The following is a 17,710-nucleotide window of genomic DNA, read 5'->3' as shown; positions in this document are numbered from 1 at the left end:
GGGTGTCCCCGGTACTGCGCTGGATCCTCTTTCCTGCTTCAGCTTTCTTGCTGGGGCGGAGCAGTGGCTTCCATGAGCAGAATATTACCTACTGGTAGATAGATAGTCAAGGAGTTTTCAGAAGAATCTTTGGGAAGCCTCTTACGGAATCGGATCAACGGCCATCCATGCACCGCATGAAACGCTTCAGCCTCCCTTGGTACCCCTTTATATTCCACAAGAGGCACATCAAGCGGTGCCAATGGCGGTTCGCGCATCAAGCAACAAGCACTTACAACGTTTTCCTACGGCCTCCCCGGTTTCGCTCCTACGATTTAACTGTGCGACACACAGCATAGGCTAGGACGACCGTCGGCTAGGCGCCGATGGCTGGTCCCAATGCATTCTGTCATTACTCCTGGAGCAAACGATGCGCAAAGTACTCACAATGACGTTACTGGTCGCCGCCGCTGTGGCCTCTGGCGCGAGCTATGGCCAGCAAAAGAAAGCCGATCCCTACACCGACGGCGCCAAAACCGGCAAATTCGACACTTACACAGACGGCGCGAAATCCGGCAAGTTCGATACCTACACGGACGGTGCCAAGCAATCCACGCGGTCCGACCTGAACGCTACGCAGGGCAAGCGCGATCCGTACACCGACGGCGCCAAGGCTGGCAAGCCCGACCCCTACACCGACGGCGCCAAGGCCGGCAAGCCCGACCCGTACACTGACGGCGCAAAGTCCCAATAAGGGCGTCGCGCTGATCTCGCGGACACCGCGATTCCAGGTTGCATTCTGGATCGCCGCGCGCGCGGCGCGGCGATCCAGGCCTGGCCGCCGGTATTCTTCCGGAGGCCAGGCTTCCTTCTTCCGTCCAATCCCCCTTCCCCAGCCAACCGCCAGCGGCGGATTCGCGCTCGCCGGCGAAGATACGCTCTCGCCGCTCGCGTCTCCGGCCGTGCCCGGCACGACTTCCCTAGCCGGATCGCCGTCTTCGGACAACCCGCGAAGCGGTCGCGCAGGCCCTCGGTTGCGCCACCCCCGGCACCGTCATCGCCATGTTTCGGGGATTCTCCCGCCAGCCGCTTCGCCGGCCGGGCCAGGCGCCGTAGCCAGCGGCACCGGGCATCCAGGTGCCATGACGGCCTCATACTCCGGCACACCCCCCGCCAACGAATGAAACGTAGATTCTGACCTTGCAATTATCTGACTGCGCAAATACTATCCAGACAGCGCAACGACGAACGAGGGGGAAAGACGATGAGGCATTACACCAACGAGAGCTTCAACCTCACGCAAAGTGTCGGGTTCTTCCTCAACAAGGCCCGTAACCTCGTGCTGATGGAAATGGATGCGGCGCTCAAGGAACTGGACATCACCGCCCAGCAAATGGGCATCGTGCTGTCGCTCTCGCGCGGGACGGCGACCACGCCGTTTGAGCTGAGCAAGCTCCTGGTCATCGACTCCGGCCTCATGACCCGCATGCTGGACAAGCTGGAACAGAAGGGATTGCTGGCCCGCTCGCGCAGTATCGAAGACCGCCGCGTGGTCAACCTGGAACTGACCGACAAGGGCCGCGCCGTGGCCGCACGGATTCCCGAGATCGCTCCCGAAGTGCTGAACGCGCGCCTGAAGGATTTCAGCACGGCCGAGTTTGAAGAATTCCTGCGCCTGCTCGACAAGTTCGCGTTCGCGGCCTGAGCTCGGGTTTTTTCAGGCCATTATCTGACAGGTCAGAAAGACTACGTGGCGCGCGGCTCGCTGCAGACCGGCCTGTCCATGCAGGCCGACATGGATACCACCAAGCGTGACCGCGCACAGCCCGGCGCGGTCAGGAAGACCGCATACAGCACCGACGTCTATTGCGGCTACGCCAAGCAGGCCGATGCAGAGATCACCAGCCTCATCACCAGGAACAGCACCGCCGGAGCGCAAGCCCGGTCGGCCACGCTCGCCGCGAAGCCCGCGCCCGCACAGGGTGCGGCCCTGTAAGGGCGCAACGCGGTTGGCGGCAATCATCGCGATGCGCCGCGCGGCCGCTCACGCCGCGGCCAGCTCCTCCACCTGCGCCAGTTCGTTGGCGCGGTGAAAGAAACGCAGCGTCATGCGCTCGCCGCAGGCTGCATCGATGTTTTCGCGCGTGAGCAGGTGCACCGCGCGCATGCCGCCAGCGGATGCCGGGATCACGCGCAGGATCGCCGGAGTCCATGGCAGCGCGCGCCCCGCGCACCGCACCGCGCCGGCGTAGTCGTCCGCGGCCGGCATGCACATGCCTTGCGGCAACATCACCTGCAGCGCCGATGGCGCCTGCGCCGCGGCAACGACACCGCTGATCTCGTGCGGTCGCGCCAGCAGTGCCGCGGCTGCCCTGACTTCGCCAAGCTGGATCAGGCGGCGCGTCTCGCTCGACGAGCAATGATTGCCCGCGACGGCCTCCGCCGGCCCGCGCAGCGGCACGGGCTCCACCGCGAATCCCCACAGCGCCCCGAGCATGCGCAGGTAGTCGACCTTGCCCTTGCGGCCCCGTCCGCATGCGAAATTCTCGCCCACCACCAGCGCGCGCATGCCCAGTTGCCCGGCCAGCGTGGTGCCCACGAAGTCCTCCACGGCCTGCGCGCTGCGCTGCCTGTCGAAGCGCAGGACCAGGCAGGCATCGGCGTCGCCGGTGGCAGCCAGCAGGGCCAGGCGCTCGTCCAGGCTCGACAGCAATGGCGGCGGCCCGTCGGGATGGACCACGGCGCGCGGGTGCGGATCGAACGTCACCACCACGGCGGGCAGCCCGGCCTGCCGGCCGCGCGCGCGCAGCAGCGACAGCACGCGCCGGTGTCCGCGGTGCACGCCGTCGAACATGCCGATGGACACAACCGCGCCGCGTGGCGCGAATTCGCTTGCTTCGGTGATGACTCTCATGGATTCGTCTCCCGCACGGTAGGCATCCGCGTGAACGACCGGGGCAACACGCCCGGGACGCATGCAGCGAATGCTATGGCGTGAAACGCTGCGCTTCCAGCGCGGGCCCGAGCATAAAGACTATAACCGGCGCTCGCCGAAGGGTTTACCTGTAAGGCGTCGCCCCTATTCCGGCCGCGCCGCATCCTGCCGCTGGAACAGCGTGCGCAGCACCGAGCGGATCCACTGGTTGCCCGCCTCGCGGTGCACGCGATCGTGCCAGTACAACGCGATCTCGATGCTGGGCAGCGTCAGCGGCGACTCCACCATTTGCAGCCCCATGTCCCTCGCCAGCACTGTGCCCAGCGTCATCGGCAGCATCACCACTGCATCGGAATGCCTGACGATCATCGCCGCCGCGGTGAACATCGGCACGCGGCAGACGATGTTCTCGCGCGGCACGACAGCCTCCAGCGCGCGCTCGATGGAGAGGTGCTCGTGCCCGGTGCCGGCCGCCGTGACCAGCACGTGTTTCTCCGCCGCGAATTCCGCCAGGTCCGTCGTCGGGCCCAGGCGCGGATGGCCGGCGCGCGTCACCGCCACGTAGCGTTCGCGCCAGAGCGGCTGCCGCCGCACGCCTTGCGTGAGGTTGGGAAACGAGCCGACCGCGATATCCACCAGCCCCGACTCCAGCCACAGGTCGATGTGCTGCGCATCGCAGTTCACGGCCTGCACGCGCACGCGTGGCGCCGCGATGCCGAGGTGGTTGATGATCGGCGGCAGCATCTGCGCCACGCCCGCATCGGTGATGAAAAAACTGAAGGTGCGCTCCGCCTTGGCGGGATCGAACGGCACGTGGTCCGAGCGCAGCGCGCGCATGCGCTCGAGGATGCCGCGCACCGGCTCGGCCAGCGCCAGCGCCTTGGGCGTGGGCTCCATGCGCAGCGCCACGCGCACGAACAGGGGATCGCCGAAATACAGCCGCAGCCGCGCCAGCGTCTTGCTCAGCGCAGGCTGCGTGAGATTGAGCACGCGCGCGGCCTTGGTCAGGCTGCGCTCGGCTAGCAGGACCTCGAATACCTGCAGGTGATGGAGGCCCAGTTCGTCTTCATTCCGCGAAGGAATAGTGTCCATGACTTCGTCTCGATAGTAGAAGGCCGGCATTCCATTTAGTCTACTTTCAACGCACGGCCTTGAACACAGGAAGCCGCGAGATGCGCGCCGGACGCACACACAAAAGCGCACCAGAGACAGACATGCAGTGTTCTTCCCGATGATGGTGCGAAGACTTCCCCAGCATCGGGCAATGTCCACGAAAGGAGGATCTACCATGCCAGGCTTTCCCTTTGCAGCCCACGACACCGCGCATGACCAGACGCCCGACGCGCATCCCGGCATCACGGCGCAGGCCTTCCGCGAAGCACTCGCCAAGGCCGTCACGCCGGTGACCGTGATCGCCACCGACGGTGCTGCCGGCGTGGCCGGTGTCACCTGCTCGGCGGTGTGCTCGGTCTGCGACAACCCGCCCACGGTGCTGGTCTGCATCAACCGCAAGAGCTACGCCAATGCCGTCATCAAGACCAACGGCGTGCTCAGCGTGAACTGGCTGCAGTCCGCGCAGTCCGCCGTGTCGCAAGTGTTCGCCGGGGCCGGTGCGTTGCCCATGCCGGAGCGCTTCGCCAACGGGGACTGGGGCACCTTGCAGACCGGCGCGCCATGCAGCCAGGCCGCCAGCGTGACGCTGGACTGCCGCGTGGCGGAGTCCTACGAGGTCGGCAGCCACAGCATATTCATCGCGCATGTGCTGGCGGCCAGCCACGCCGACGCCGTTTCGCCGCTGGTCTATTGCCAGCGCGCCTATGCCACCACGCAACCCGTCGCTGCCTGAGCGCAGGCGTCTGGCGCGCACAGCCACCGCACCATCACCGCAGCACCAGATCGCATCGCATCCCCGCGAAGTCGATTCACTCAAGGAGAAGACAGCCATGATCCGCACCGGGAAGCAGTACCTGGAATCCCTCAACGACGGCCGCGATGTCTGGGTCGGCAACGAGAAGATCGACAACATTGCCACCCATCCGAAAACGCGCGACTACGCCCGGCGGCATGCCGACTTCTACGACCTGCACCACCGCCCCGACCTGCAGGACGTCATGACGTTCATTGACGACGACGGCGAGCGGCGCGCCATGCAGTGGTTCGGCCACCGCGACAAGGAACAGCTGCGCCGCAAGCGCAAGTACCACGAGACCGTCATGCGCGAGATGGCCGGCGCGTCCTTCCCGCGCACGCCGGACGTCAACAACTACGTGCTGACCACCTATATCGACGACCCGCAGCCGTGGGAGACGCAGTCCATCGGCGCCGAAGGCCGCATCAAGGCCGCGAACATCGTCGACTTCATCCAGTTCGCCAAGGAGCGTGATTTCAACTGCGCGCCGCAGTTCGTCGACCCGCAGATGGACCGCTCCAACCCGGACGCACAGCAGAAATCGCCGGGCCTGCGCGTGGTGGAAAAGAACGACGAAGGCATCGTGGTGTCCGGCGTCAAGGCCATCGGCACCGGCGTGGCCTTCGCCGACTGGATCCATATCGGCGTGTTCTTCCGCCCCGGCATCCCGGGCGACCAGATCATCTTCGCCGCCACCCCGGTCAACACCAAGGGCGTCACCATCGTCTGCCGCGAAAGCCTGGTCAAGGATGATCCCATCGAACATCCGCTGGCTTCGCAGGGCGACGAGCTCGACGGCATGACCGTGTTCGACAACGTCTTCATCCCGTGGTCGCACGTATTCCATATCGGCAACCCCGAGCATGCCAAGCTCTATCCGCAACGGGTGTTCGACTGGCTGCACTACCACGCCCTGATCCGCCAGATGGTGCGCGCCGAGCTGGTGGCCGGCCTGGCCGTGCTGATCACCGAGCATATCGGCACCAACAAGATCCCGGCCGTGCAGACGCGGCTGGCCAAGCTGATCGGTTTTCACCAGGCCATGCTGGCACACGTGATCTCCAGCGAGGAACTCGGCTTCCATACGCCGGGCGGGCACTACAAGCCGAACATCCTGATCTACGACTTCGGCCGCGCGCTCTACCTGGAGAATTTCTCGCAGATGATCTACGAGCTGGTCGATTTGTGCGGCCGCAGCGCACTGATCTTCGCCAGCGAAGACCAGTGGAACGACGAAAAGCTCAACGGCTGGTTCGAGCGCATGAACAGTGGCCCGGTGGGCAAGCCCCACGACCGCGTCAAGATCGGCCGCGTGATCCGCGACCTTTTCCTGAGCGACTGGGGCAACCGCCTGTTCGTGTTCGAGAACTTCAACGGCACGCCGCTGCAGAGCATCCGCATGCTCACCATGCAGCGCGCCGAGTTCTCCGGCGCGGGTCCCTACGGCAAGCTGGCGCGCCAGGTCTGCGGCATCGACGCCACCGCGGCCGACGAGACCGAATACAAGAAGACCGCCGACTACGCCAAGGCGCTGGATTCGGCCCGCCACCAGGAGGAAGTGGCACTGGCCGGCGCACTGTCCATCTGAACCCGGCCGACCAGCATCCCGCCCGCCGGCGTGGCCCCTTGCCGCGCCGGGCGGCCGGCTTTCCATTGCTTCCGTCCGTATCACAAAGGAACCCCGACATGCCCAAGAACGACATCCTCGACACCCTGTTCGGCAACGCCCGCAGCCAGAACGGCTGGCGCGACCGCTCCGTCTCCGACGCGCAGCTGCGCGAAATCTACGAGCAGATGAAATGGGGCCCGACCTCCGTCAACTGCTCGCCCGCGCGCATCGTGTTCGTGCGCACGCAGGACGCCAAGCTCAAGCTGAAGGACGCGCTCGCCCCCACCAACGTCGACAAGGTGATGAACGCACCGGTGGTGGCCATCGTCGGCTACGACACCAACTTCCACCAGGCGCTGCCCGAACTGTTCCCGCACAACCCGGCGGTCAAGGCCTGGTTCGAAGGCGAGGAAAAGAGCGCCTTCCGCGAGACCACTGCGTTCCGCAACGGCACGCTGCAGGGCGCCTACCTGATCCTGGCCGCGCGCGCGGTGGGGCTGGACTGCGGCCCGATGTCGGGCTTCAACAATGCCGCCGTGGACGCGGCCTTCTTTGCCGGCACCGCCATCAAGTCCAACTTCATCTGCGGCCTGGGCTACGGCGATCCCGCCAAGGTCTTCGCACGCAGCCCGCGGCTGTCGTTCGAGCAGGCCTGCACGCTTGCATGAGCGCGCAGTCCGGCCAATCGCTTCCTTACCGGTCCCCCAACGCAGGAGAAATAACCATGCGCAATCTCGACCAAGACACCATCACGCAGGCGGTACTCGCGCGCCTGACCGATACCCCGGATCCGCGCGTCAAGGAGATCGTGACCAGCCTGGTGCAGCACCTGCACAGCTTTGCGCGCGAGGTCAGGCTCACCGAGGCCGAATGGCTCAGGGGCATCCGCTTCCTCACCGACACCGGCCACAAGTGCGACGACAAGCGCCAGGAGTTCATCCTGCTGAGCGACGTGCTGGGGCTGTCGATGCTCACCGTGTGCATGAACAACCAGAAGCCGCCCGGCTGCACGGAGGCCACGGTGTTCGGCCCTTTCCATGTCGAAGGCGCGCCGCAGTTCGAGGATGGCGCCGACCTCGCCAACGGCGCCAAGGGCGATCCTTGCGACGTGCATTGCACGATCCGCGACCTGGATGGCAAGCCGGTGGCCGGCGCCACCATCGACGTCTGGCAAGCCGATGCCCAGGGCAACTATGACGTCCAGTACGAGGGGCTGGACGCGGCGCAGGCACGCGGCGTACTGCAAGGCGGAGACGACGGCAGGTTCAGCTTCAGCACCATCGTGGCGCAGGCCTACCCGATTCCGGACGACGGCCCGGTGGGAGAGCTGCTGCGTGCCACGGGCCGCCATCCGTGGCGTCCCGCCCACCTGCATTTCATGATCAAGGCACCCGGCTACGAAACCCTGGTCACGCATGTGTTCCGCAAGGGCGACCGCTACCTGGACTCCGACGCGGTGTTCGGCGTGCGCGAATCGCTCGTGGGCGAATGGGTGCCGCAGCCCGACGGCCGTCACCGGCTCGACTTCGACTTCGTGCTGCACCGCGCCGCCGCGGCATAGCCGCGGCCGCAGGCCGCCCGCCCGCGGCGCGCCGCACCGGCCGGTTCAAGTTGTTGTTCCCCTCTTGCAGACAACCAGGAAATCTTCATGGAAAAACGACTTGCCGGCGCCGGTACGGCGCCAGCCTGCGCGCGCGTGCACCGCTCCCCGGCGCTGCCCCGCCGCGGGGTGGACATCGCGCTGGCCGCCACGCTCGCGCTCGGCAGCGCAGCCGCGCTGGCCACCGAGGGCGGCGGCAGCTCATACCCCGTCGGCGTGGAGACCAACTACAACGGCATGATGCTGCCCGAGGGCTTGCACGCCTTCTTCTACTACTCGTACTACAAGGCCGCCCGCTCCAAGGACGACAACGGCCGCGACAACAGGCAACTCGCAGACTTCAGCCTGGAGGTCAATTCAGTCGCCGCGCGGGTGAGCTACGTATGGCACCTACGATGCCAGCGCGCGCGTCAACACCGGGCGCAACTACTACCAGTTCGCCCCCTTCTTCGCCGTGACCTGGTTCCCGCTGCCCAAGGTCGATGTGAACGCCAAGTTCCGCTACGGCTTCAACACCCGCAACAACGCCACCAACTACCAGTCCGGCGACGAAGCCACGATCGAATTCAGTGCCGGCTACCGGCCCGTCGCGCCACTGCAGTTCGGCATCAACGGCTACGTCTACCGCCAGACCACCGATGACCGCCAGAACGGCCAGGTCGTCAACGGCAACGGCAACCGCGGCCGCGTCAACGCACTGGGCCCTTACCTGAGCTACAACATCACGCCGGCCATGCCGCTGATCCTAAAGCTGCAGTTCGAGTTCGATGCCCACGACCGGCCCAAGGGCACGCGGCTGTGGCTGCAACTGAAGATTCCCCTGTAAGCGGCCGCGAACACCACCAGGATCGCCGCCCTCTCCTTCTCACCCGAAGCAACTCGAACCACACTGCCATGAGCATCGAATTCCGCCACGCCCAGCCACGCGGGCACGCCGACCACGGCTGGCTGCGCGCCCGTCATTCTTTCTCCTTCGGTTCGTACCACGATCCCCGCCATCTGCGCTTCGGCCCCATCGTGGTCCTCAACGAAGACCGCATCAGCCCCGGCATGGGCTTTGGCGAACACGCCCACCGGGACATGGAGATCATCTCCTATGTCATCAGCGGCGCCCTTGCGCATCGCGACAGCATGGGCAACGGCTCGGTGCTGCGCTATGGCGACGTGCAGCGTATGAGCGCCGGCCGCGGGATCGCGCACAGCGAATTCAATGCCTCGGCCAGCGAGGAGGTGCATTTCCTGCAGATCTGGATGGAGCCGCGCGAAAAAAGCCTGCCCGCAAGCTACCAGGAGCAGCACTTCGATGCGGCGTCCAAGCGCGGCGCGCTGCGCCTCATCGCCTCGCCCGATGGCCGCGACGGCTCCGTGCTGATCCATCAGGACGCCTGGCTGCGCGCGGCCATCCTCGACGGCGCCGACAGGGTGGAGTACCAGTGCGTCGCGGAGCGCCAGGCCTACCTGCAGGTGGCGCGCGGACACCTGCGCGCCAACGGGCACCAGCTTGACCAGGGGGACGCGCTGAAGATCGCCGGCCCGTGTGCGCTGACGCTGGACGAGGGCCGGGATGCGGAAGTGCTGCTGTTCGACGTGGCGCGCGTCTAGGAAAATGGGCCGCGACCGCCGCCTCCCGCCGCCGTCGCGGCTGCAACGCAGGCGGCAAGCGCGGCCGCGTGCCCGGCTAGGCGGGCTGGCCCAGCAGGAAGGATTCCAGCGCCGCGCTGGTGGCGGCCGGCGTTTCCAGCAATGGGTAGTGGCCCGCTCCGGCCAGCACCTGCACGGTCGCGTCGCGGTACCACTGGAGTGTAGTGGCGCGCGCGGCCGCCTCGGTGTTGACGGCGTCATGCTCGCCCACCAGCACCAGGATCGGGCGCTCGCTGCCTTCGACCTGCTGGCTGATGTCGGTACGGCTGGCATCGCGCGCATAGCTGGCGAAGGCGGCGGCATCGATGCTGTCCCAGCTGGCCTGGACCACGGCCCGCGCAAAAGCCGCGGCATAGCGATTCGCGGTGCCAGCCGCCACCAGTTCCGCGCGCCGCTGCGCCGACTCGGCCGCCGCCTGCAGCGTCTGCAGGCGCTGCGGATCGTTGCTGCCGCCGCGCGCGTTGAGCCCGGCGATCGACACGATCGCATCCACGCGCTGCGGCAGCGCCACCGCAAGCATCTGCGCGGTCAGCGCGCCCAGCGAGTGCCCCGCCACGGCGAACTGCCGCCAGCCCAGGAAATCGGCCAGCCGCGTGGCATCGATCACGGCCTCGCGCAGGGTCATCAGCCCGCGTTCCTTGCGTGCCTGCCCGTAGCCGCGATACTCCACCGCGACATACTGGAAGGCGTCGAGGTCGGCCCAGCGCAGCATGTCATCGAAGGCGTCGCGCGTGCCGAGCAGGCCGGGAAACAACATCACCTTGCGCGCGCCGGTGCCGGTCAGCTTGAACGACATCATGGCGTCACCTCCGAGGCCGCGCGCGGCAGCCATGCTTGCAGTCCTGCTTTGTTGCGATCAGACATGGATCGGGTCCTCCTTCTGCATTTGCTTGCGCAGGTCCTCGTGCGAGACGTTGAACTGCGGCGAGATCTTCAGCTCCGTGCCCAGCAGCGCCTCTTCCTCGTCCATCTTGAAGCCGAGCGACTTGGTCGCCTCGAACATCACGCCACCCGGGGTGCGCACGTAGACCGATTCGAAATAGCCACGGTTCTTGCGGTCCGAGAAATCGGTGAAGCCCATGCCCTCGGTGTCGAACTTCACGCGGGCCTGGCTATCGTAGTCCGCCACGTCGAAGGCGCCGTGGTGCACGATGCCTTCGGCCAGCGTCCAGGTGCCCTGGCGCAGGTCTGGCGCGTGCAGTACGTCGATGCGGCGCCCGGCGCCGCCCTCGCCCGCCTCGTAGCGCGTGAAGCTGCCGTCGTCCGCCGTCTTGCGGAAGTACCAGGCGCGCTCCATGAAGGTGTCCATGTCCTCCAGCTCGCGCACGGTCACGGTCCAGTTATGGAAGCCGCGCACCGCGTATTGCGCCGGCACGTGCCCGGAGCGCCACGGCTTGCGCGTATCGGCGGGATCCTCCACCACTTCGAAGTCGATGCCTGCATGCACCACGCGCAGGTACTTCTCGCCGAAGCGCTCCGACTCCTGCGCAATGGCGATGCCGTTGCGGCCGAAGTGCTCGCGCCAGAAATCCAGCGAGCCCGCCGGCACCGAGTAGGCAATGGCTGTGAACTGGCCCGATCCCTTGCGCCCGACGAGTTCCGTGCGTCGCATCGGGAAGGTGGTCATCACCGTGCCGGGGGTGCCATCCTCGTCGCTGAAGTAAAGGTGGTAGATGGGTATGCGGCCATCGTAAAAGAGCGTGCGCTTGATAAAACGCTGCCCCATCACCTTGACGAAGAAGTCGACATCGCCCTGGGCCGTGCTGGTGCACAGCGTGATGTGATGCAGACCACGAATGAGATTGCCTTGCGTATTGTCCATACCGTCTCCTTGACTGCCCGCGCAACCGGTGCATGCGGGCCTGGCAGAAGTATGGAAGGGCACCCGGCACGCGGCCATAGCCGCAAAGGCATAGACCGAATGCCAAAACGGCATCCGGGGGCGTCAGGCGGAGCGGGCCCCGTCGCCGCTTTCACCCCCATCGTCCGCGTGGCCGTGGTCGGCCAGCAGGGAGTGGATCAGGTCGCGGAACCACTTGTTGGCGGGATCCTTGTGGAAGCGCTCGTGCCAGAACTGGCGCACCACGAAGCCGGGGATGCGCACCGGCAGCTCCATCACATGGGCGCCGACCAGCCTGGCCACTTCCTCCCCGGCCCGGCGCGACATCGTGAACAAGGCGTCGGAGCTGGGCAGCGTGGTGAGCACGGTCAGGAAGTTCGGCAGCGTGACCACGAAGCGCTCGGCGCAAATGCTGTCCAGCAAGAAGCGCTCGAGCGCCTCGTAGCCGATTGGCAGCGGTGCCACCAGCGCATGCGAGGCATTGAGATAAGCCTGCTCGTCCARCACGCCCTGCGCGGCCGGATGGCCGGCGCGCGCCAGGCAGACATAGTCCGAGGCGTAGAGCCGGCGCTGGTAGAACGGGGAGCGGCTGATCGCGAAGCTGCCCAGGGCAAGGTCCGCCTCGCCCTCCTCCAGCATCTCCTCCACGCCATGGCGCGGCGCTGCAATCGCCCGCACGCGGATGCCCGGGGCATGCTCCGCCAGGTGGCGCAGCAACCGCGGCAGCAGGAAGGCCGCGCCGAAATCGGTAGCGACGAAGCTGAAGCTGCGGTGCGACAGCGCCGGATCGAACTGGTCGGGGCTTTCTATCGCCTCCTGCATCAGCTGGATCACGGTGGCGATGCGCGGCGCCAGCTCACGCGCGCGCGGCGTGGGCGACATGCCGGCCGTGGTACGCACGAACAGCGGATCGCCGAAGTACTGGCGCAGCTTGCTCAGCGACTGGCTCATCAGCGGCTGGCTCAAGCCGAGGCTGTCTCCGGCCTGGGTCAGGCTGCGCTTGCGCAACACCGCGTCGAAGACRATCAGCAGCCGAAGGTCGAGCGAGGCGGCGAAACCGGCATTCTTTGCCATGAACAGAATTCCTGTGTGGACTGTGGCGCACTGCCTGGCGGGAGCGAACGCCAGCGCCGCGGCAGGCTTCCTTGTACCCGAACCGCGCGCGCCCGTGTGGCCGGCGCGCATTCAAGTTCCGAATGGCGCCGATGCGATTGTGCGTATCGACACCCGCCGGGCCGGCCGGTACCTTGCACACGGATTCTAGGCGACGCCGATCCAAACAAGGAACCGAACATGTCATACGATGAACGAATTGCGATTATCGGGGCCGGCCCCGTTGGCCTGACCACCGCACTGACGCTGGCGCGCCGCGGCGTGCCCTGCGTCGTGTTCGAGAGCGCGGACGAGATCGCGCGCGAGCAGCGCGGCGCAGCCTTCCATCCGCCCACGCTGGAGATCTTCCGCGAGCTCGGCGTCGAGGCGGCGCTGACGCGCATGGGCATCCGCATCCCGGTCTGGCAGATGCGCGACCGCACCGAAGGCGTCTATGCCGAGTTCGATCTCGGCACGCTGTCCGCGCTGACGGATTTCCCGTTTCGCTTCCACCTGCCCCAGCACTACCTGTCCAGCCTGCTGGTCGAAGAACTGCGCACCTTGCCCGGCGTGGAGCTGCGCTTCGGTGAAAGCCTCGAATCGGCCACCAGCGACGGCGAGCGCGCCACGCTCCGGCTGCGCAGCAAGGACGGCTCGCGCGCGTTGCAGGTGCCATGGGTGGTGGGCGCCGACGGCGCCCGCAGCATGGTGCGCAAGAGCGCCGGCTTCGCCTTCGAGGGCTTTACTTGGCAAGAGAAGTTCCTGGTGACCAATGTGGCCATGCCGATGGAGCCGCTGGGCTACACCGGCACCGCCTACGTCTCCGACCCGGACCACTGGGCGGTGGTGCTGAAGCTGTACGACGATGCCCGCCCCGACCTCTGGCGCGTCGCCATGCCGGCCGACCCCGACGTGGACGACGCGGTGCTGCTCGAACCCGCCAATGTGCAGGCCCGCCTGCGCGAGACGCTCGGCGTGGACATGCATTTTCCACTGGCTTACTCCGGCACCTACCGCGTGCACCAGCGCGTGGCGGACACCTTCGTCAAGGACCGCATCCTGCTGGCCGGCGACGCGGCCCATATCAACAACCCCATCGGCGGCTTCGGCCTGAACGGCGGCGTGCATGACGCCTTCAACCTCGGCAACAAGCTGGCCGAGGTATGGCACGGCCGCGCCGGCGCCGGGCTGCTGGACCTCTACTCGCGCCAGCGCCGCACCGTGGCGGTGGAGGTGGTGCAGAAGAACAGCATCCGCAACAAGAAGGCCATGGAAGAGCGCGACCCGCAGGTGCGCCGCCAGAACCAGCAGGCCATGCACGCGATCTCGCTCGACCCGCGCAAGACCCGTGAATTCCTGCTCGACAGCTCGATGATCGCTTCGATACGCCGCGCCGATGCCATCGCCTGAGGCGATGCCATGGGCGCGGCATGACCGCGGCTCCGGCCGCCACCACTGGGAGACACCACACATGATGCAAGACCGCTTTATCTACTCGCCCCTGCCCGCGCGCGTGGTGTTCGGCGCCGGCTCGCTCGCGGCGCTGCCGCGCGAGCTCGACCTGGTCGGCGCGAAGCGCGCGCTGGTGCTGTGCACGCCCGAGCAGACCGCGCTGGCGGACCAGGTCGCCGCGCTGCTGGGCGATCGCCATGGCGGCACGTTCCCGGGTGCGGTGATGCATGTGCCCATCGAGGTCGCGCGCCAGGCGCGCGCGCTGGCCGCGCGGCTGGGCGCCGACTGCGCGGTGGCGGTGGGCGGGGGGTCCACCATCGGCCTGGGCAAGGCGATCGCGCTGGAGTCGCCCATGCCCATCGTGGCGGTACCCACCACCTATGCCGGCTCGGAGATGACACCGATCTACGGCATCACCGAGAACGGCGAGAAGAAGACCGGGCGCTCGGTGCAGGTGCTGCCGCGCAGCGTGGTCTATGACCCGCGGCTCACGCTGAGCCTGCCGCCGGCGATGTCCGCCACCAGCGGCCTGAATGCCATCGCGCATTGCGTGGAAGCGATGTACGCAGCCGACGCCAACCCCGTCACCACGCTGATGGCCRAAGACGGCATCCGCGCCCTCGCCGGCGCGCTGCCCGATGTCATGGCACGCCCGCATGACCTGGCCGCGCGCACCGCCTGCCTGTATGGCGCCTGGCTCTCCGGTTCGGTGCTCGGCAGCTGCGTGGTGGCGCTGCACCACAAGCTCTGCCACACCCTGGGCGGCATGCTCAACCTCCCACATGCCGAGACCCACGCCATCATCCTGCCGCATGCCGTGCAGTACAACGCGGCCGCCGCGCCGCGGGTCATGGCGCGCATTGCCAGCGCGCTCGGCGGCGACGACGCCGCGCGCGGCCTGCACCGGCTGGCGCGCCGCCTGCAGGTGCCGCTGGCGCTGGAGCAACTTGGCGTACGGCACGCAGACCTGGCGCGCGTGGCCGACCAGGCCTTGCGCGCGCCCTACCCCAACCCGGCGCCGCTCACGCGCGAAGGCATCTTGCACTTGCTGGAGAACGCATTCGCGGGCGTGGAGCCGAACTGACCAGGCGCGCTGGCGGTTGCCTCCCGCAGCCGAAAGAAAAACGCGAAGGGCCGGCAGGAATTTCCGCCGGCCCTTCGTGCATCCGGCCAACCCGGTGCCGCAGCGATACCGGGGCCGGCGCAGTGCCATCAGAATACGTGCTTGATGCCCACCATGGCGCCGAGCTGGGTGGCGCCCGGCGCGGGATTCGCGCCAGGCTGGCCGTTGCTGACCGACAAGGCCGACTGCCCGCCGTTGTTGATATAGCCAGCGGTGGCGTAGACCGAACTGCGCTTGCTCAAGGCATAGGTGGCGCGTGCGGCGAACAGCCAGGCTTTGTTGCTGCTGTCATGGAAACGCAGGTAGAACGCTTCGCCGTCCACGCTGAAGGCCGGCGTCACCGCGTAGGAAACCCCGCCGTACCAGAGATCGCTGCGCGGCGTGGGGCTGCCCTTGTTGTCGCGCCGCACCAGCCCCAGGCCCGCCTTGGACTCGCCGAAACGCACGAAGCCGTTGAGCGAGAGGCGGTCGTCGCGCAGGCCGCTGCTGGTCAGTCCGCCGAAGGCGCCCGGCCCGCCGCGCAGCGAATCGTAGGCGGCGTTGACCACCCACGCCCTGGCGTCATACTGCAGCAACGCGGACCACTCGCGGCAGGCACGCGGGTCGGCCGGGTTTTCCCCGCCGCAGTTGGTGCCGGCCGGGCTGGGGCCGGCATTGGCGCCGTCACGCCCGAAGCTGTAGCTGGCGCCCATGGTGAAGCCGCCGAAGGTGCCCTTGTAGGTAATGGCGTTGTCGGCGCGCGAGTTGGCCATATAGCTGTCCAGCGAGGCCGAGCCGAAGGTGTTTGGGCCGAGCATGTCGGCTTCCAGGTTGGCCCAGAACGTCATGGTGTACTGGCGGCCGAGCCCGAGCTGGCCCCAGTTGCCCGCCAGCCCGACATAGGCCTGGCGCCCGAACAGCCGGCCGCCCTGGTTGGATACGCCGTTGTCGGGCGAGAAGCCGGACTCCAGCACGAACACGGCCTTCAGGCCATGGCCGAGGTCTTCGTTGCCGCGCAGGCCCCAGCGCGACGGCACGGTGCCAGTCAGGCCCGGCATGCGGGCTACGTGGTCGCTCGCCGCGCCGACGTGGTTGATGTACTCCACGCCGGTATCGACCACGCCGTACAGCGTGACGGCCTGTGCGGCCGCCACGCACGGCATGGCCGCCAGCACGGCCAGGGTGGCTTGCGTGGCTTGTGCGGCTATCGTGAGCTGGCTTGGTTTCATGGGATGTCTCCTCCGGTACTTGCTGTTGTTGTAGTGAGGCGCCGGCGCAATGCGCGGGCACGCGCGCGCAGGCAACGCGCGAGGCAGGCACCCGCAGGGATGGCGTCGGCGCAGAGTCTCGGCCGTAACCAGCCCCGCGCAGGGGCGCAGGGCAGCGCGCGCCGGCTGCTGCGGCGCGCGCGGCGCGGCGAATGCAGCCGGGCGCTATTCCACCGAGGCGCCGGTGGCGCGCGCGATGTCGGCCCACCGGGCCGCATCGCTGGCGATAAAGCGCTTGAACTGCTCGGGACTGGACGGCGCCAGGTCGACGTTGAGCGCGGCAAAGCGCGCCTTGACGTCGCTCGAACGCAGGGCCTTGAGCACTGCGTCGTTCAGCCGCGCGATGACCTGCGGCGGCGTATTGGCCGGCGCCAGCAGGCCAAGCCACGACATGCTGGCAAAACCCGGCAGGCCCGACTGAGCGATGGCGGGCAACTGCGGACGCGCGGGCGATGGCCGGGCGCTGCTCAGGCCCAGCGCGGTGAGCTTGCCGGCCTTGATGAAGCTGTCGGCCGCGGCCAGGTCGGCGAACATGACCTGGGCGTGCCCGGCCACGACATCGTTGAGGCCCTGCATGGTGCCCTTGTATGGCACGTGCTTCATGTGGATGTGCGCGAGCTGGTTGAAATGCTCGGCACCCAGGTGATTGGACGTGCCGGCGCCGGACGAAGCGTAGTTGACCTGCTCCGGATGGCGGCGCGCGTATTCGATCAGTTCGCCGGCGGTCCGCACCGGCAGGCCCGGGGTGGCCACCAGTACCTGCGGCACTTCTGCCACCAGCGAAATCGGCGCGAAGTCGCGCACCGGGTCGTACCGCACCCGCCCCTTGGGATACACGGCCGGCGCGATGGTCAGCGAAGACGCCGCCATCAGCAGCGTGTAACCGTCAGCATCGGCGCGCGCGACGTATTCCGAGGCGAGCATGGTACCGGCACCGGGCCGGTTCTCCACCACCACCGCCTGGCCGAGCGAATCCTTGAGCTTCTCGGCCAATACGCGGCTCATCACATCGGCGATGCCCCCGCTGGTCAGTGGCACCACCAGACGGATCGGGCGCGTGGGGAATGGCACGGTGGCCGTATCGGCACTGCGGGCGGCGCCGCACGCGAGCAGCGCGCAGGTGGACAGCAGCAAAGCGGGGCGCTTCATAGGGCATTGTCTCCATCATCGTTATCGGCAGCGGTGCCGGCCGGCCCGCTGCGCCTGGTTTTCGATGCATTAGACAATGCGTTGATGGCGGGCGACAGGCCCAATGGCTAATGGATGGCATAAGCGGCTTGCAT

At 67.2% G+C, this 17,710-nt stretch carries 17 protein-coding genes and 1 pseudogene; 11 read left to right on the top strand and 7 right to left on the bottom strand.

The genetic code is table 11. The features are described 5' to 3' along the window. Positions 1-409 precede the first annotated feature (409 nt). From AC1DO7_RS02955 to AC1DO7_RS02945, 3 genes are all read left to right on the top strand, one after another. Entirely contained in the window at positions 410-733 is a 324-nt protein-coding gene (locus tag AC1DO7_RS02955) for a hypothetical protein (RefSeq protein WP_441623585.1), read from the top strand. Between the two features lie 510 nt (positions 734-1,243). Then, the gene (locus AC1DO7_RS02950) at positions 1,244-1,684 is read left to right on the top strand and encodes a MarR family winged helix-turn-helix transcriptional regulator (RefSeq protein WP_441623587.1); all 441 of its coding nucleotides are present in this window, start codon (positions 1,244-1,246) and stop codon (positions 1,682-1,684) included. A gap of 45 nt (positions 1,685-1,729) precedes the next feature. Then, positions 1,730-1,975, top strand: a complete 246-nt coding sequence (locus AC1DO7_RS02945; protein ID WP_441623589.1) for a hypothetical protein — start codon at positions 1,730-1,732, stop codon at positions 1,973-1,975. Between the two features lie 48 nt (positions 1,976-2,023). On the opposite strand, the gene AC1DO7_RS02940 is transcribed toward AC1DO7_RS02945, so the two are convergent. Then, a complete protein-coding gene (locus tag AC1DO7_RS02940; RefSeq protein ID WP_441623591.1) occupies positions 2,024-2,893 on the bottom strand; it encodes an FAD synthetase family protein in 870 nt (289 codons plus the stop codon). Between the two features lie 165 nt (positions 2,894-3,058). Next, a complete protein-coding gene (locus AC1DO7_RS02935; protein WP_441643257.1) occupies positions 3,059-4,006 on the bottom strand; it encodes a LysR family transcriptional regulator in 948 nt (315 codons plus the stop codon). A 196-nt stretch (positions 4,007-4,202) separates the two neighbouring features. On the opposite strand from AC1DO7_RS02935, the gene AC1DO7_RS02930 reads away from it, so the two are divergent. The 6 genes and pseudogenes from AC1DO7_RS02930 to AC1DO7_RS02905 all read left to right on the top strand — a co-directional run bounded on the left by AC1DO7_RS02930 (position 4,203) and on the right by AC1DO7_RS02905 (position 9,634). Continuing rightward, positions 4,203-4,760, top strand: a complete 558-nt coding sequence (locus AC1DO7_RS02930) for a flavin reductase (protein ID WP_441623595.1) — start codon at positions 4,203-4,205, stop codon at positions 4,758-4,760. 97 nt (positions 4,761-4,857) lie between these two features. Continuing rightward, positions 4,858-6,411: a 4-hydroxyphenylacetate 3-hydroxylase family protein gene (locus AC1DO7_RS02925; RefSeq protein WP_441623597.1), complete on the top strand. Its 1,554-nt coding sequence runs from the start codon at positions 4,858-4,860 to the stop codon at positions 6,409-6,411. Between the two features lie 98 nt (positions 6,412-6,509). Next, entirely contained in the window at positions 6,510-7,100 is a 591-nt protein-coding gene (locus tag AC1DO7_RS02920; protein WP_441623599.1) for a malonic semialdehyde reductase, read from the top strand. 56 nt (positions 7,101-7,156) lie between these two features. Further along, positions 7,157-7,993, top strand: a complete 837-nt coding sequence (locus AC1DO7_RS02915; protein WP_441623601.1) for an intradiol ring-cleavage dioxygenase — start codon at positions 7,157-7,159, stop codon at positions 7,991-7,993. A gap of 484 nt (positions 7,994-8,477) precedes the next feature. Then, positions 8,478-8,858 (top strand): annotated as a pseudogene (locus AC1DO7_RS02910) (SphA family protein); the annotation flags it as partial. A 68-nt stretch (positions 8,859-8,926) separates the two neighbouring features. Then, positions 8,927-9,634: a pirin family protein gene (locus AC1DO7_RS02905; RefSeq protein ID WP_441623602.1), complete on the top strand. Its 708-nt coding sequence runs from the start codon at positions 8,927-8,929 to the stop codon at positions 9,632-9,634. Between the two features lie 76 nt (positions 9,635-9,710). Here AC1DO7_RS02905 and AC1DO7_RS02900 read toward each other — a convergent pair whose 3' ends face one another. The 3 genes from AC1DO7_RS02900 to AC1DO7_RS02890 all read right to left on the bottom strand — a co-directional run bounded on the left by AC1DO7_RS02900 (position 9,711) and on the right by AC1DO7_RS02890 (position 12,587). Beyond that, positions 9,711-10,505 carry an alpha/beta fold hydrolase gene (locus AC1DO7_RS02900; protein ID WP_441623603.1) on the bottom strand — a complete coding sequence of 265 codons (795 nt, stop codon included), beginning with the start codon at positions 10,503-10,505 and terminating at the stop codon, positions 9,711-9,713. Between the two features lie 24 nt (positions 10,506-10,529). Further along, positions 10,530-11,495 carry a VOC family protein gene (locus AC1DO7_RS02895; protein ID WP_441643258.1) on the bottom strand — a complete coding sequence of 322 codons (966 nt, stop codon included), beginning with the start codon at positions 11,493-11,495 and terminating at the stop codon, positions 10,530-10,532. A 123-nt stretch (positions 11,496-11,618) separates the two neighbouring features. Continuing rightward, on the bottom strand, positions 11,619-12,587 hold the full coding sequence (locus AC1DO7_RS02890) for a LysR family transcriptional regulator (protein ID WP_441623607.1): 969 nt from the start codon (positions 12,585-12,587) through the stop codon (positions 11,619-11,621). A gap of 219 nt (positions 12,588-12,806) precedes the next feature. Between AC1DO7_RS02890 and AC1DO7_RS02885 the strand changes: the two genes are divergently transcribed. Together AC1DO7_RS02885 and AC1DO7_RS02880 are read left to right on the top strand one after the other, a co-directional pair. Further along, a complete protein-coding gene (locus AC1DO7_RS02885) occupies positions 12,807-14,015 on the top strand; it encodes an FAD-dependent oxidoreductase (protein WP_441623609.1) in 1,209 nt (402 codons plus the stop codon). Between the two features lie 61 nt (positions 14,016-14,076). Further along, positions 14,077-15,141, top strand: a complete 1,065-nt coding sequence (locus AC1DO7_RS02880; protein WP_477115770.1) for a maleylacetate reductase — start codon at positions 14,077-14,079, stop codon at positions 15,139-15,141. A 128-nt stretch (positions 15,142-15,269) separates the two neighbouring features. Here the strand turns inward: AC1DO7_RS02880 and AC1DO7_RS02875 are convergent, their stop codons facing one another. Continuing rightward, the gene (locus tag AC1DO7_RS02875; protein ID WP_441623612.1) at positions 15,270-16,388 is read right to left on the bottom strand and encodes a porin; all 1,119 of its coding nucleotides are present in this window, start codon (positions 16,386-16,388) and stop codon (positions 15,270-15,272) included. A 204-nt stretch (positions 16,389-16,592) separates the two neighbouring features. Further along, positions 16,593-17,576 (bottom strand): tripartite tricarboxylate transporter substrate binding protein, encoded by a 984-nt coding sequence (locus tag AC1DO7_RS02870; RefSeq protein WP_441623614.1) that lies wholly within the window; start codon positions 17,574-17,576, stop codon positions 16,593-16,595. Positions 17,577-17,710 lie beyond the last annotated feature (134 nt).

Source organism: Cupriavidus sp. 05N40 (genome assembly GCF_056397305.1).
The sequence above is the reverse complement of the archived record's forward strand: the minus strand, read 5'-3'. Positions and strand labels throughout refer to the sequence as shown.

Excerpts from the sequence above, each read along its gene's own strand:
- AC1DO7_RS02955 (WP_441623585.1), top strand. The coding sequence starts at position 410 with ATGCGCAAAGTACTCACAATGACGTTACTGGTCGCCGCCGCTGTGGCC.
- AC1DO7_RS02950 (WP_441623587.1), top strand. The coding sequence starts at position 1,244 with ATGAGGCATTACACCAACGAGAGCTTCAACCTCACGCAAAGTGTCGGG.
- AC1DO7_RS02940 (WP_441623591.1), bottom strand. The coding sequence starts at position 2,893 with ATGAGAGTCATCACCGAAGCAAGCGAATTCGCGCCACGCGGCGCGGTT.
- AC1DO7_RS02935 (WP_441643257.1), bottom strand. The coding sequence starts at position 4,006 with ATGGACACTATTCCTTCGCGGAATGAAGACGAACTGGGCCTCCATCAC.
- AC1DO7_RS02930 (WP_441623595.1), top strand. The coding sequence starts at position 4,203 with ATGCCAGGCTTTCCCTTTGCAGCCCACGACACCGCGCATGACCAGACG.
- AC1DO7_RS02925 (WP_441623597.1), top strand. The coding sequence starts at position 4,858 with ATGATCCGCACCGGGAAGCAGTACCTGGAATCCCTCAACGACGGCCGC.
- AC1DO7_RS02920 (WP_441623599.1), top strand. The coding sequence starts at position 6,510 with ATGCCCAAGAACGACATCCTCGACACCCTGTTCGGCAACGCCCGCAGC.
- AC1DO7_RS02915 (WP_441623601.1), top strand. The coding sequence starts at position 7,157 with ATGCGCAATCTCGACCAAGACACCATCACGCAGGCGGTACTCGCGCGC.
- AC1DO7_RS02905 (WP_441623602.1), top strand. The coding sequence starts at position 8,927 with ATGAGCATCGAATTCCGCCACGCCCAGCCACGCGGGCACGCCGACCAC.
- AC1DO7_RS02900 (WP_441623603.1), bottom strand. The coding sequence starts at position 10,505 with ATGGCTGCCGCGCGCGGCCTCGGAGGTGACGCCATGATGTCGTTCAAG.
- AC1DO7_RS02895 (WP_441643258.1), bottom strand. The coding sequence starts at position 11,495 with ATGGACAATACGCAAGGCAATCTCATTCGTGGTCTGCATCACATCACG.
- AC1DO7_RS02885 (WP_441623609.1), top strand. The coding sequence starts at position 12,807 with ATGTCATACGATGAACGAATTGCGATTATCGGGGCCGGCCCCGTTGGC.
- AC1DO7_RS02875 (WP_441623612.1), bottom strand. The coding sequence starts at position 16,388 with ATGAAACCAAGCCAGCTCACGATAGCCGCACAAGCCACGCAAGCCACC.
- AC1DO7_RS02870 (WP_441623614.1), bottom strand. The coding sequence starts at position 17,576 with ATGAAGCGCCCCGCTTTGCTGCTGTCCACCTGCGCGCTGCTCGCGTGC.